The organism is Scytonema sp. UIC 10036, assembly GCF_009725235.1.
Genome location: NZ_WJFC01000068.1, coordinates 12,676 through 25,812, shown reverse-complemented (window position 1 = coordinate 25,812; position 13,137 = coordinate 12,676). Strand labels below are relative to the sequence as shown.

The window sequence follows — 13,137 nt, the reverse complement described above, 5'->3', positions numbered from 1 at the left end:
TTTTTGAGTTTCAATGCTTTTTTAACATCTCAATGTTTTCTATCGACTTTTGTTGTTCCCATTGCCTTCTGTGTAAGAATTTAGCCAAAAGATAGTTAATTAACAGGAAGACTAAGAAAAACAGCCCAGTCGTTTGATAAATCTGACTAATATCGTTAGTTCCACCAAATTCTATAGGCTCTAGAGCTAGCGAAACTTCAGATTGATTGTATACTTTTGTAGCTATATATGTTTGAAGATGATTCTGCACTAATACAATCATTGCTTCTCCTCCTAGTTCGTTTCGTAGGTTCCTGTTATATTAGCGATTGACTCTAAAAAGTATCAGTGTAAGCACTGATAAGAGTAACTCATTCATGTTTTCAAGAATGTTTACCTAAGACGAGGAACCTGTTAAGCATTTAACAATTCACAACTTAAGGCAAGAATCAATTATCACAGGTATTATGGCAGGAAACAGCTATCTTGATTTAAAATTAGCTTAATTTTTATTAAAGCATACAAGATAAGACTTTGACCGTTACAGTAAATACTTCTAACAAGAGTATTATTCTGATATCCACAGATACCAAATAAGTAACCCATAAGGATGATTGACAGAGCGACCTTCTATAGACTATGTAGAAGGCTTTTGTTGTAGCATAACGTTATAAACAGTATGACCGGGCACTTTTAACGCTGTGAAAATTCGATAACATTTCCTAAAATTTTGACATCATAGTTATCAAAGAAATTATGACCTAACAGTCCAATACCTGCTTTTGGGGCGATCGCAACCTCAACATTATTCACCACAGCTCCACCAACAGCAATGGAGTTAACTTGACTGATAGGGAATTTGACTTGGCTACCATCAGCAATTTCTGCTTGCATAGTACCTGTAGGTTTGAGCTTGAGAGTATTTGCCATGTTTGAGGTGATTAGAGTTATGCTGGCACCCGTATCAACAATCATTTCAAAAGTTTTATTGCCATTAAATGTAACGTCCACAATTGGCGTTTTTCCCATACGGCGTTTGATGGGAATCCGAAACACTCCTTTATCTGATGGTGTAACACCGCATAATTTTCCCAAACTTATGGCTCTACCAGAAGTCGTTACCATATAACAGGCTCCCATGTCTTGAGCAGTTATTCTCTCTGAGGATGCCAAAAACATCAACATGGAAACTAATGCAATAGTTTTTATCCATCGACCTGAAACCCTTTTCATCCAATTCTCCCAATCCTCAGTTAACCTGCTTACAACTAATTTACCCAGACAAGCGGGGAAACAAACAGCGAGCAGTGACCAGTGACCAGTGACCAGTTTCTCTCGTTCCCAGGTTCTACCTGGGAATGCAGATGGCGAGGCTCCGCCTCGCTTACAGGATAGGAGGCGGAGCCTCCGGTAAGGCATTCCCAGGCTCCGCCTGGGAACGAGGTGGCAAACAACGAGGTGGTCAACAGTGATTGGTGGCTCTTTACAAACTTGTATTATAAATGTAGTATTAAGTAGATATTTGTTCATTTATCAAAAAGGAAGTCTATGAAACCCCGAGAACGCGTCCGCAATATTGGTATTTCTGCCCACATAGATTCTGGTAAAACCACGTTGTCGGAGCGAATTCTATTTTATACTGGCAGAATCCATAATATTGAGGAAGTGCGTGGCGGTGGCAAGGGTGCCACTATGGACTTCATGGAGTTAGAAAAAGAACATGGTATTACTATCACTTCAGCTGCTACCACCTGTCAGTGGAAAGAAACAGAAATAAATCTTATTGATACACCGGGACACGTGGATTTTACGATAGAAGTTGAACGTGCCTTGCGGGTATTGGATGGAGCAGTGATGGTGCTTTGTGCTGTAGCAGGTGTGCAGTCACAGTCGATTACAGTAGACCGTCAAATGAAGCGGTATCGAGTTCCGCGTTTGGCATTCATTAACAAAATGGATAGGGCTGGCGCAAACCCTTTCCGTGTTGTGCAAGCAATGCGCGATCGCCTTAAGTTGAATGCGGTGTTATTTCAGTACCCAATTGGTTGCGAAGACCAATTTCAGGGAGTCATTGACCTAGTGGAAATGACAGCAAATTATTATGAGGGCGAAAATGGAGAGAACTGGGTAAAAAGCTCAATTCCTGTCACGCATCAAAATGAAGCACAACAAGCAAGGGAAAAAATGCTAGATGCTTTGTCATTGTTCTCAGAACCAATGACAGCCATGCTACTAGAAGATGAAGAAGTTCCTAAAGAACTGATTTGGGAAACCATTCGACAAGCAACCCTGAGACTGGAACTAGTCCCAGTGCTACTCGGTTCTGCCTTCAAAAACAAAGGAGTGCAAAACTTATTGGATGCAGTCACCCTTTACCTTCCTTCTCCTGTAGATAGGTTTGTAGTTGCGCTTCAGCGCCCAAACGAACCAAATTCCCAACCTCAAATCCCCATCTACTCCAACCCTGACAGTCCATTAGTCGCCCTAGCATTCAAGCTAACAGTAGAGTCTTTTGGACAATTAACCTACATTCGCATTTACTCAGGCACTTTAAAACCCGGTGATACTGTTTACAACCCCCGAACAGAAAAGCGAGTGCAAATTGGTCGTATGGTTAAGATGCATGCTAACAAACGAGAAGAAGTCAAAGATGCTGTCGCTGGGGATATTGTTGCCCTATTAGGTGTTGACTGCGCCTCTGGGGATACCTTATGTTCTGAAGAAATGCCAGTTTCTTTGGAAGGGATGTTTGTTCCAGAAGCAGTCATGACTCTGGCAATTACTCCCAAGAAACAAGAAGATAGCGATCGTCTTGCGAAAGCACTGCACCGTTTCCAACGGGAAGACCCCACATTCCGAGTCAGCGTAGATCCAGAATCAAATAACACTCTCATTTCTGGTATGGGAGAACTCCATCTAGAAATCTACGTTGAGCGCATCAAGCGCGAATACAATGCTGAAGTCTACGTGGGACAACCTGCAGTCGCTTACCGAGAAACCATCTTGCAACGAGCTAGTTTCGACTACCGACTCAAAAAACAATCAGGCGGTTCCGGTCAATTTGCCCATGTCACTGGGAGAATTGAACCTTCAGATGAACCGTTTGTGTTTGAAAATAAGGTTGTTGGCGGAGCAATTCCCAAGGAATACATTCCGGCTTGTGAAAAAGGTTTCAAAGAAGCAATGCTATCGGGATTGTTGGAAGGTTATCCCGTCACTGGGGTGAAAGTGGTTTTGGAAGGAGGTTCCTATCACCCTGTGGATTCTTCGGAATTTGCGTTCCGCTCGGCGGCGCATCAAGCATTTGAGCAAGCTTTTGCCCAAGCAAAGCCTGCTATGCTCGAACCCATTATGCTTGTAGAGGTGGAAACACCTAACGAATTTGTGGGAAGAGTCCAGGGCGATCTTTCATCCCGTCGTGGTTTGCTGTTGGGTTCTCAAACCATGCAAGGCGAATCGGTTATTCGGGCTGAAGTTCCCTTGGAGAAAATGTTTGGCTATTCTACAGCGTTGCGATCGCTGACTTCTGGTATGGCAACCTTTTCAATGGAGTTTGCCTGCTACCGTCGTCAAATTTAAATTTCATAATAGATCCCCCTACCTCGTTCCCAGGCGGAGCCTGGGAATGCCTTCCGGGAGGCTCCGCCTCCCGTATAGCGAAATTTGTAAACAAGGTAAAAAGGTTTTTCTGTTTACGTTATAAATGACAGAAGAAGCCGTGATTTTCCACACCCAAGCCGCAAGTTTTTATGAAAAAACCTGGATTTATTGAGCGTCACAACTTGTGGACAGAAGCCCAAAAAGAAGCATCTGAGCAAATCAAGGCTATTGTTAAGGAACGCGACCTATTGTTGATTCGCACCGCCTGGGAAGACCAGCATGGCATTGTTCGTAGTAAGTCGCTGCTACCCCAAGCATTTTTCAATGCACTCTCAAACGGAATGCAAATCAGTACGGGGACATTCCTTTTTGATACTGGAGGGACCCTAGTGTTTAATCCCTTCGTTTCTGGTGGTAGCTTAGATATGCATCAGATGACAGGTGCGCCAAATCTTGTGGCTGTTCCTGACCCGAATACCTTCCAAATTCTGCCTTGGGCAAAACGCACATGTGCGATCTTATGCGATCTGTATTTTCAAAATGGCGGAGCAATGCCCCTTTCGAGTCGCGGCATTTTGCGGCAATCCCTGGCAGAATTACATCAGAGAGGGTTAGAGTACATTGTCGGCTTGGAAGTTGAATGGTATCTAGCAAAGTTGGAAGACCCAATGTTGGACATCACTCACGTTGGTACTTCTGGAAACCCCGGTGAATCCCCCAAAGTCAGTGCCGTTGAGCATAGCTTCCAATACCTTTTGGAATCACACAATCCAGAGATTCACGATTTGCTGCTAATTCTGGCAGAGAACCTTGTTGCAATGGGATTACCATTAAGGAGTGTGGAAAACGAAGGGGGTCCCGGTCAATTTGAATTCACGTTTGACCCGATTCCAGGATTGCAAGCTGCGGATACGATGACGATCTTCCGCATGGCAACCAAGCAAATCTGCCGTCAGCAAGGTTATCTGGCATCGTTTATGTGTCGTCCTGCCCTGAAAGGATGTTCTTCTAATGGCTGGCACCTGCATCAATCGCTTGTAGACCGAACGACAGGCGAGAATGCTTTGATGTCACACGACTCAACAGCGCTGATGTCAGATCTGGGCAAACACTTCGTTGGTGGTCTTCTCAAACACGCCAATGCTGCTTGTGTGTTCACAACTCCTACAATTAACGGCTACAGACGGTTTAAGCCTAATTCCTTAGCTCCTGACCGCGCTGGGTGGGGACTGGAAAACCGAGGAGCAATGATTCGAGTACAAGGCGGCTTTGGTGACCCCACGACTCACATCGAAAACCGAGTTGGAGAACCTGCAGCAAATCCATACCTTTACATGGCATCGCAATTGATTTCTGGGTTAGATGGTGTAGATCTCAAACTTGACCCTGGTTCGCCAACACACGAACCCTTTACGGCAGACAATCCTCTATTACCCAAAAGTTTGAACGAGGCGATCGCATATCTCAAGCAAAGCGAACTTTTCCACAGAAAAATGGGACACCAGTTTATTAACTTTATGATAAAAATTAAACAGAGCGAGATTAAACGCTTTCAGGCAGCTGTAGCTGAATTGGCTCCTGAAGAGTCTTTAAAGCAGGTGACTGACTGGGAGCAAAGAGAATACTTTGAGTTGTTCTGAACGCAACAAAATCCATCTTCTTGCTGACTGATGAGGTACACCCCCCTTTCATCCCCCCGATGCCTTGGGGGGATGAAAGGGGGGTAATTTTTGTACCTCACCAAGTTGAAATCTGCTGTAATTCGTTTATTCAGTCATTAACCGAACATAATATTATGCTGCTAAACGAGCACCCAAAGCTTTTCCTGTTTCAGGTCCAACGATCCCATCAACAGTAATGTTGTTATCTTTTTGAAATGCAATCACAGCTTTTTCGGTGTCCTCAGCAAAAATGCCATTAATACCAGCAGCTCCTAAATCATATCCCAAGTAAGAGAGATCTCCTTGTAAGCGTTCAACTTCTGCACCTTGGTCACCGCGACGTAAAATTGAAGGATGTTGTTGACTCATGATAATTTTCTCCTTTAATTACAGATAATTAGCGAACAAACAACTATGTTGAAGCCATGTTTTTTGATTAAATTGGCTTCCATTAAATGAAACTTGCTAATTTATAAGTCATTAGCCGAACATGATATTATGCTGCTAAACGAGCACCCAAAGCTTTTCCTGTTTCAGGTCCAACGATCCCATCAACAGTGATGTTGTTATCTTTTTGAAATGCAATCACAGCCTTTTCAGTGTATTCATCAAAACTGCCATCAATACTAGCAGATCCTAAATCATATCCCAAGTAAGAGAGATCTCCTTGTAGGCGTTCAACTTCTGCACCTTGGTCACCGCGACGTAAAATTGAAGGATGTTGTTGACTCATGATGATTTTCTCCTTTGATTACAGATAAATAACGAAAACACAATTACATGGAAGCCGTGATTTTGTGATAAATTGGCTTCTATTGAATGGCACTTCCTAATTTATAAGTCACTAGCCGAACATGATATTATGCTGCTAAACGAGCACCCAAAGCTTTTCCTGTTTCAGGTCCAACGATACCATCAACAGTGATGTTGTTATCTTTTTGAAATGCAATCACAGCCTTTTCAGTGTATTCACCAAAAATGCCATCAATACCAGCAGGACCTAAATCATATCCCAAGTAAGAGAGATCTCCTTGTAAGCGTTTAACTTCTGCACCTTGGTCACCGCGACGTAAGATTGAAGGATGTTGTTGACTCATGATGATTTTCTCCTTTGATTGCAGATAAATAACGAAAACACAATTACATGGAAGCCGTGATTTTGTGATAAATTGGCTTCTATTGAATGGCACTTTTTTAAAAAAGAAATATTTTTTGAGTAGATGCCATTATTTGCTTCTAGGCGATTGAACCTATCAGCGAATTTACTTTCACATATTGATTCAGGTTGGTTGGACAGCTTTTCGCAAACAAATGGAGACTATGAATGAAGCTAAGACTTTTTCTGACTTTTTCTGACTTTTCTAATGTGCTTTACGCGATATTGAAACTCGTGTTGCTTTTGAGCAAAAATGGCAAAGATCGTTTCCAAAACTTGGTATGCAACAGCTGAGCCAGCAAATACATAATTTGTAGTTTTGCTTACGGTTGGCAAATCGGGGCGGTGCTGATAACTCTGGCTCAGAGTACAGATTTGAGGGTTAAAAGCCCTACTACATTGTTTGGTAGGCTCAGTGCAGGAGGCTCCGCCTCCTAAGACGGCATTCCCAGGCTCCGCCTGGGAACGAGAGTGTGAAATGGGAACGAGGGTGTGAAATGGGAACGAGAGTGTGAAATGGGAACGAGAGTGTGAAATGGGAACGAGGGTGTGAAATTGGGCAAAGCTTAGGATAACATCTGAAAGATGCAAATCCGTTACTCTATTCCCAGTGAAGCAACCTCGCCGTCTCAGTCCATTTATTCTGCTAATATCAGCTTTGGGTTTCCTTGCTGTTGTCAGTTTGGGTTATTTCCATACCCGTTTTGCACTATTGTTGCCAAACTCGAAACTCGATTCGACGCCTAGCTCAAAGACAAAAGTGAAACCGCTTGTAGGAACGAATGGTTTACCCCAACTCAACCCTTTACCTGTAGCAAAAGAGGTTTGGGAATGTTCTGTTGTTGTGATTGGCGGTTCTTTGGGAGGAGTAGCAGCAGCATCCGAAGCAATGCAGTCGGGAGCAAAAACTTGCTTGATTGAACTCACTCCTTGGCTGGGAGGACAAATTAGCTCTCAAGGTGTCTCGGCTGTTGATGAATCACTGGCAATGCGGGCTAAGGAGAATCATTCAAAAAGTTGGATTGAATTCAAGCAGTTGATTGCACAACAACCTGTAGAACTACCTGCATGGTCAAACATTTCTTCTCCTCTAAAAGTAAAAGATATTAATAGTTGTTGGGTGGGTAAGTTGTGTTTTCCTCCCAAAGCAGGCGCGTTAGCTGCAGAACAATTGCTTCAGTCTTCGTCTAGTACAGCACCAGGGAGTCGTTGGGGAACTTCTATTGCGTTTAAAGGGGCTGAATTTGACAGTACGGGGCAGCAAATTGTCTCAATTTATGCAGTTAGAAGGATACCACGGAATTCTAACTATGTTCCTAAAGGTCGTCTCTCTCAAGAATTAACCTCTTGGTATTCCTGGTTTGATAATGAGGAATTTGAAAAAGTCCCACTGCGACTGCAACCCCCAAGTGGCGATCGCATGATAGTTATTGACGCCACGGATACGGGAGAATTGATAGGATGGGCGGGCATTCCCCACCGACAGGGGTCGGAATCTCGTGCTACAACAGGTGAAATTCATGCAGCCCCTAAAGATAACCCCCAATGCACCCAAGCATTTACCTATCCATTTGCAGTTGCTATTCATGACGATGGGGGTTTGAGTCGCGATCGCTTATCTCGTATCGAGTCAGGAATATCAAAAGAGGAACATCAAAAAGATTACTCCATAAAAGGAACCCCCGTATTTGCGGGTCGAAGCTTTTTTAATTACAGACGTATTGTTAGTATGCGCCGTAGTAACCCCTTTGTTGATACTCCTGTGCGTGGGGACATAACTATGGTGAACTGGAATCGAGGTAACGACTGGAACTTAATGAATCCCCATTTAATTCTGACACAAGAAGAGATAAGTGCTTCAGGACAGCGACAAAACTGGGTGGGAGGGCTTGCTTTAGAAGCACTTAAGGAAGGTGAAAATCATGCACTTTTTTTTGCAGAATGGCTTTTAGAAACTCAAGCTCAACCTAATTTTCCCCTGACTTACCTCTTTGGAACAGAGTCTCCCATGGGTACAGTTTCAGGATTGAGTATAGTGCCCTATATTCGGGAGGGACGCAGAATTTTAGGACGCCAAGCCATGGGACAGAATGAGTTCATGATGCGCGAGGCAGATATTAGAACAGATGTTTCAGGTGGTCGAGATGTTTCCAAAACGGTAGTCGCTATCACTCATTATGATATTGATATCCATGGGTGTCGCTATCGTAATTGGGAACCATCCAATGAAGCCGCCAAAGCCCCAGCTAGAGAATTTGTAGTTCGTCCCGTCATGATTCCTTTGGAAAGCATGATTCCTCAGCAAATCGATAATCTTCTGATTGGTGGGAAGAGTATAGCCGTGACTCACATTGTCAATGCTGTAACTCGCGTTCATCATAGCGAGTGGGGTATTGGCGCTGCTTCTGGAGTAACAGCCGCTTGGCTACTAACTCAACCAGATTTAACTCCCGCCCAGATTGTTCCAAAACAAAGAATGCCTCAATTGCAACAAGCGATGAAAAAGCAAGGTTTGCGTCTTTCTTGGTAATCATAACAAATGACAAATGACCAATGACAAATGACAAATGACCAATGACAAATGACCATTAAATGTAAACCTTGTATGAAGAGAGTAGAAATAACTAAGGAACTGTTATACTCACTAATATTAGTTTAATGACTCGCAAGCGAAAATATAAATCGCACAAGGAGCATTAACCAAAAAACCAATACCTGACATTGCTACTCTTAATTACTATTGGCTTTTTAGGAGTAGCCTAAGGGCAGTAATTGCATCTCATTATAAATGACAGTAACAAATAAAATTTTTCTTCTGCCCTACCCAAGTTGGCTTACAGAGAAATCTTCCTAGTAACTTTTCTCTGCCCTTAGCCTTGTTTCTTGAGAGTATTGAAATTCAAGTCGGATTTTTACTATGTTTTTTCTTAGCCTAGAGGATCTAGAAATTAAAGGTGTTTCCTACATGGGAGAATCACAAATTATTTTTAAAAATAAAATTTTAACTAGATGTATAGATTTTTCCATACAATATCATCAAAAAGCTATCAAATTTTGTCAAGAATTTCTTGATGATAATCTCCTCTGTTTAATTGTAGAAAATCAGTCATATTTAACAGTTTGGGTCGAGGAGAAAGAAGAGAGATTAGCAGGCGAAACTGAAATAAATCATGGGTTGCATGAGGCTATAGATCTTTTATATCAAGTCGCAGATACCGATGCTGTTGTTAAAACACAGACGAAGCTGGCAACCACTGTTCATCCCCACAATTCAACCGAAAACTTATTTCTAACGGATGAAGAAAAATCTGGCAATTCAAGCTTAGCAAAAGAGCGAGGTGAGTTTGACAGTCTCCCTTTATCCCAGCCCTTTACCGAACACAAACCATGTACTAAAAAATCCATTAGGAAATACCGAGGGCTTCCCTACTAAAATCTCTATTCTTCTTTTACAGAAGGATTGTTATTTGCATCACCAAACCAGGGTAAATGTTTAAAGTTTTCTTTTCGGCGTTGCTGTTGTATAATCTGTAAGTCTGCATGAATCTGTGTCATGAGCGATTGGTACAAGTTTATACCACTGCGCTTTACTGAGGACTGACTTGACATACGATGGGTTGGGTTGTGGGTATCAATCCAATTAAGTTGGTTTCTCGCTGCTTGTGCCACAGCTTCTAAATGTTTTTCATTGCTTTGAGCATAGGCATAATGCATAGCGGCGCATAATACATGGTATGCGGTTTCATAATGTGCATTTTCCAAAGCTTTCTGGCCGATCTCCATAAGCTGCAAGTACATATCATCGCTTTCGCCCTGTACGGTATCTTGAATCATATTTTTGGCAAGCCCCGTCACTCTAACTATTGTACACTTATATACGGCTTGATTGAGCTTAATTTCTGTTTAATTTGAGTAAAATGAGCTTTGAAGGCTACAAAGCGAGAACCAAGGTCGTGATACTGTATTTGAAGCTGTTTTGAATCTGTTATCAGTTCTTTTGCTCTAGCAACAACCTTATTATCAAAACCTTTATTTAAGGATTCCGTTTGAATTGGTAACTTCTCCACCTGTTCTAATTCAGAAACAAATAAGCTTTCGTCAGTAGATGTGATTTCTTCCAAGTTTTGTTCAGATTGTTGTTCTTTTGGTTGAATTTTAACGAGTTTTGCTATTTCTAGCATTAATTCATCCGGTTCGATGGGTTTAATTAAGTAAGTTTGAAAACCATACCTCAAAGCTAAATCGCGTCCTTCTTCTGTGTCTACAGCCGTCATAGCGATCGCTGTCCGATCGCGATTTAGGTGTAACTGTAAAAAATGTATCTGTAATACCAACTACAGTAGACGATGTAATATTAAGCCCCGATCGCAAGAAAATGGTTACCACCCGAAGAAAATTGAGTCCCGGCGTATCCAAGCTTTGTGTAATCGACTTTTGGGACTTACAGGATTAGATGAATTACTCATGCAAGGTTGCCAACAAGCACGTAACTATCTAGCAACTCTTGATGAGAAAAATAGCGCTCGCCATCTTTGTGATGATATCATCAGATTCAGGACAAACGAACAGCACCGCTAAACTGTTTACCTGGATAAGGACGCATTTGAGCAAGTTTATCAAAGCCGGGAATACTTTCCAAGTACTTTACCATCCGAGCACGCATTTGGCGATCCGGAAGCGCTCCTCTTAATGCACCAATGTTCTCACTCATATGTTCGGGGTTACTAGTGGCTGGAATAGCACAGGTTACAGCAGGGTGCGAAATAACGAACTTGAGGAAAAACTGCGCCCAGTTCTCGCATCCAATCTCACGAGCAAAATCGGGTAGTTGTTGTCCCTTAACCAGATCGAAGAGGCGTGCTTTCTCAAAAGGCATATTAACTAAAACTGCTGTTCCGCGATCGCTTGCTGCAGGTAGAATTCTCTCTTCAGCTAAACGTGTATGAATCGAGTAATGAACTTGAACAAAGTCCAAATCGCCTTTCTCAATCCATCCTGCTAAGGCTTCAAAATATGGTAACTCGTGATGCGAGATTCCGATATAACGGATTCTACCCTCTTGCTTCCACGAGCGCAAAATTGGGAGGATTACGTCTACATTCACTAGGCTATGAACTTGCATAACATCAATGCGATTTCGCCACAATCTTTGCATTGATTGTTCGATCTGACGTAGCGCTTGACTGTTGTCACTCAAATACTCACCAGTAGCCCAGATTTTATTTGTAATGAAAAGGTTATCTGTAATGCCAAGTGTAGTTGCATAATCGCCAACGCTAATTTCTGACATCCCGTAGAGTGGTGAAGTATCAATAACACGCCCACCTCCATCCTTGAAACGACGCATCACTTCCTGAAGATGATTGCGTGGCTGTCCGGGTAAAATATCAAAGGTCATAAAAGTTCCCATTCCAATCGTGGGTATCATTTCCTTTGTACGAGGGATAGCTTTCATAATGATAGGAGATGACTGATTTGAATTGGGTTTCGCTACTTGGTTCTTTGCTTGTGTACTTTTGAGAGCACAGGATGTGACGACAGTGGTTGCAGCACCAAATCCCATCACCTTAATTGCGGTACGACGGGAAATTGAACTCAGAGCGGGAGTGGGATACGTACCATGACTTTGATTGCTTTCCATAAGTACTTTTCAATGTTTAATTCTGGCAAACACATCTTAAATCCCATATTACAAGGCGGTCAGAAGATTGTTATTTCATATTAGATATGACTTAATAACTTATAGTTATTGCCACATAATTCATATGGAATTCCGCCAACTCAAATATTTCATTGCTGTTGCTGAAGAACTGCACTTTGGTCGGGCGGCTGAGTCATTGCATTTGAGCCAACCTGCATTAAGCAAACAAATTCAAGCTTTGGAAAACCATTTAGAGATTCAACTGTTCGATCGCACAAAACACTCTTGTCAGCTAACACCCGCCGGACAAAAATTTTTGGAAACCGCACGTCGGGTTCTACATGAGGTAGAGGAAGGGATACAAATTACCAGACAGGTGGCTGATGGACACATTGGGAAGTTAAGACTTGGCTTAACTGAAGCAACATTGTTTTGCTACGCGCCAAGGATTTTAAAAATGTACCGAGAGCGTTACCCACAAGTCGAGTTAATCTTGAAAAGCGGTGGAACGGAAGCTCACGTTGAAGCTTTACGCACTCAGCAGATTGATGTTGCATTTGTTTATCTTCCAATTCGCGAACCAACTCTATGGGTGTATCCGTTACACGAACAGTTTTACATCGCTGCACTTTCCTCATCCCATCCGCTTGCAAGATACAAACAAATACCGCTACAAGCTCTAGCCAACGAACCGCTCATTATTTATCCGCGATCGCTTGCACCTGTACTCTACGCTGACTTCATCAAATATTGCGAGCAAGTCGGCTTTGTTCCTAACATCGTGCAACAAGCAGAACTCGCTCAAACTCGTTTGGGATTAGTAGCAGCTGGAGCAGGAATTACATTTGTGCTTACTGATATGCAAAACTTGAGTGCCAAAGGAGTCGTTTACCGACCGTTAATAGGCGATTTTCTAAAGTTAAAACTGGCAATAGCGCGACGACAGACAGAATCTTCATCAGTTGTGCATGAATTTCTTAAGGTTTTCTTGAACGAATTAGTCGTTTCATAAGCTTTGTATCATAAGAAAACTAGACAATCAATCTGTAACCGACTGCCAAACACAACCCCTCTTAGTCCCCCAGACAGTCTGGATTTAA

13 protein-coding genes are annotated in these 13,137 nt (G+C 42.4%); 5 read left to right on the top strand and 8 right to left on the bottom strand.

Annotated elements, in window-relative coordinates; genetic code table 11:
* Positions 1-10: 10 nt before the first annotated feature.
* Positions 11-262, bottom strand: a complete 252-nt coding sequence (locus F7734_RS28265) for a hypothetical protein (protein ID WP_155747920.1) — start codon at positions 260-262, stop codon at positions 11-13.
* A gap of 410 nt (positions 263-672) precedes the next feature.
* On the bottom strand, positions 673-1,212 hold the full coding sequence (locus F7734_RS28260; RefSeq protein WP_155747919.1) for a retropepsin-like aspartic protease: 540 nt from the start codon (positions 1,210-1,212) through the stop codon (positions 673-675).
* A gap of 315 nt (positions 1,213-1,527) precedes the next feature.
* Here F7734_RS28260 and fusA point away from each other — a divergent pair, with 315 nt between their 5' ends.
* Together fusA and F7734_RS28250 are read left to right on the top strand one after the other, a co-directional pair.
* A complete protein-coding gene (gene fusA, locus F7734_RS28255) occupies positions 1,528-3,558 on the top strand; it encodes an elongation factor G (RefSeq protein WP_155747918.1) in 2,031 nt (676 codons plus the stop codon).
* A 170-nt stretch (positions 3,559-3,728) separates the two neighbouring features.
* Complete coding sequence (locus F7734_RS28250; protein ID WP_155747917.1) at positions 3,729-5,219, top strand: glutamine synthetase family protein; 1,491 nt, start codon at positions 3,729-3,731, stop codon at positions 5,217-5,219.
* A gap of 153 nt (positions 5,220-5,372) precedes the next feature.
* On the opposite strand, the gene F7734_RS28245 is transcribed toward F7734_RS28250, so the two are convergent.
* The 3 genes from F7734_RS28245 to F7734_RS28235 form a co-directional block, all read right to left on the bottom strand.
* Positions 5,373-5,609 carry a peptidoglycan-binding domain-containing protein gene (locus F7734_RS28245; RefSeq protein WP_155747916.1) on the bottom strand — a complete coding sequence of 79 codons (237 nt, stop codon included), beginning with the start codon at positions 5,607-5,609 and terminating at the stop codon, positions 5,373-5,375.
* Between the two features lie 127 nt (positions 5,610-5,736).
* Positions 5,737-5,973: a peptidoglycan-binding domain-containing protein gene (locus F7734_RS28240; protein WP_155747915.1), complete on the bottom strand. Its 237-nt coding sequence runs from the start codon at positions 5,971-5,973 to the stop codon at positions 5,737-5,739.
* 127 nt (positions 5,974-6,100) lie between these two features.
* The gene (locus F7734_RS28235; protein ID WP_155747914.1) at positions 6,101-6,337 is read right to left on the bottom strand and encodes a peptidoglycan-binding domain-containing protein; all 237 of its coding nucleotides are present in this window, start codon (positions 6,335-6,337) and stop codon (positions 6,101-6,103) included.
* 669 nt (positions 6,338-7,006) lie between these two features.
* Here F7734_RS28235 and F7734_RS28230 point away from each other — a divergent pair.
* Together F7734_RS28230 and F7734_RS28225 are read left to right on the top strand one after the other, a co-directional pair.
* On the top strand, positions 7,007-8,926 hold the full coding sequence (locus F7734_RS28230; protein WP_166482209.1) for an FAD-dependent oxidoreductase: 1,920 nt from the start codon (positions 7,007-7,009) through the stop codon (positions 8,924-8,926).
* A 387-nt stretch (positions 8,927-9,313) separates the two neighbouring features.
* On the top strand, positions 9,314-9,829 hold the full coding sequence (locus tag F7734_RS28225) for a hypothetical protein (RefSeq protein WP_155747913.1): 516 nt from the start codon (positions 9,314-9,316) through the stop codon (positions 9,827-9,829).
* Between the two features lie 5 nt (positions 9,830-9,834).
* Here F7734_RS28225 and F7734_RS28220 read toward each other — a convergent pair whose 3' ends face one another.
* The 3 genes from F7734_RS28220 to F7734_RS28210 all read right to left on the bottom strand — a co-directional run bounded on the left by F7734_RS28220 (position 9,835) and on the right by F7734_RS28210 (position 12,037).
* Positions 9,835-10,230 carry a hypothetical protein gene (locus F7734_RS28220; RefSeq protein WP_155747912.1) on the bottom strand — a complete coding sequence of 132 codons (396 nt, stop codon included), beginning with the start codon at positions 10,228-10,230 and terminating at the stop codon, positions 9,835-9,837.
* Positions 10,231-10,256: 26 nt separating this feature from the next.
* Positions 10,257-10,730 (bottom strand): hypothetical protein, encoded by a 474-nt coding sequence (locus F7734_RS28215; RefSeq protein WP_155747911.1) that lies wholly within the window; start codon positions 10,728-10,730, stop codon positions 10,257-10,259.
* 218 nt (positions 10,731-10,948) lie between these two features.
* Entirely contained in the window at positions 10,949-12,037 is a 1,089-nt protein-coding gene (locus tag F7734_RS28210; RefSeq protein ID WP_166482208.1) for an aldo/keto reductase, read from the bottom strand.
* 124 nt (positions 12,038-12,161) lie between these two features.
* Between F7734_RS28210 and F7734_RS28205 the strand changes: the two genes are divergently transcribed.
* Positions 12,162-13,049 (top strand): LysR family transcriptional regulator, encoded by an 888-nt coding sequence (locus F7734_RS28205; protein ID WP_155747910.1) that lies wholly within the window; start codon positions 12,162-12,164, stop codon positions 13,047-13,049.
* The last annotated feature ends 88 nt before the right edge of the window (positions 13,050-13,137 follow it).

Bases quoted from the DNA above. Each gene is read 5' to 3' on its own strand.
- F7734_RS28235 (WP_155747914.1), bottom strand. From the start codon at position 6,337: ATGAGTCAACAACATCCTTCAATCTTACGTCGCGGTGACCAAGGTGCA.
- fusA (WP_155747918.1), top strand. From the start codon at position 1,528: ATGAAACCCCGAGAACGCGTCCGCAATATTGGTATTTCTGCCCACATA.
- F7734_RS28220 (WP_155747912.1), bottom strand. From the start codon at position 10,230: ATGATTCAAGATACCGTACAGGGCGAAAGCGATGATATGTACTTGCAG.
- F7734_RS28250 (WP_155747917.1), top strand. From the start codon at position 3,729: ATGAAAAAACCTGGATTTATTGAGCGTCACAACTTGTGGACAGAAGCC.
- F7734_RS28240 (WP_155747915.1), bottom strand. From the start codon at position 5,973: ATGAGTCAACAACATCCTTCAATTTTACGTCGCGGTGACCAAGGTGCA.
- F7734_RS28265 (WP_155747920.1), bottom strand. From the start codon at position 262: ATGATTGTATTAGTGCAGAATCATCTTCAAACATATATAGCTACAAAA.
- F7734_RS28210 (WP_166482208.1), bottom strand. From the start codon at position 12,037: ATGGAAAGCAATCAAAGTCATGGTACGTATCCCACTCCCGCTCTGAGT.
- F7734_RS28260 (WP_155747919.1), bottom strand. From the start codon at position 1,212: ATGAAAAGGGTTTCAGGTCGATGGATAAAAACTATTGCATTAGTTTCC.
- F7734_RS28245 (WP_155747916.1), bottom strand. From the start codon at position 5,609: ATGAGTCAACAACATCCTTCAATTTTACGTCGCGGTGACCAAGGTGCA.
- F7734_RS28225 (WP_155747913.1), top strand. From the start codon at position 9,314: ATGTTTTTTCTTAGCCTAGAGGATCTAGAAATTAAAGGTGTTTCCTAC.
- F7734_RS28205 (WP_155747910.1), top strand. From the start codon at position 12,162: ATGGAATTCCGCCAACTCAAATATTTCATTGCTGTTGCTGAAGAACTG.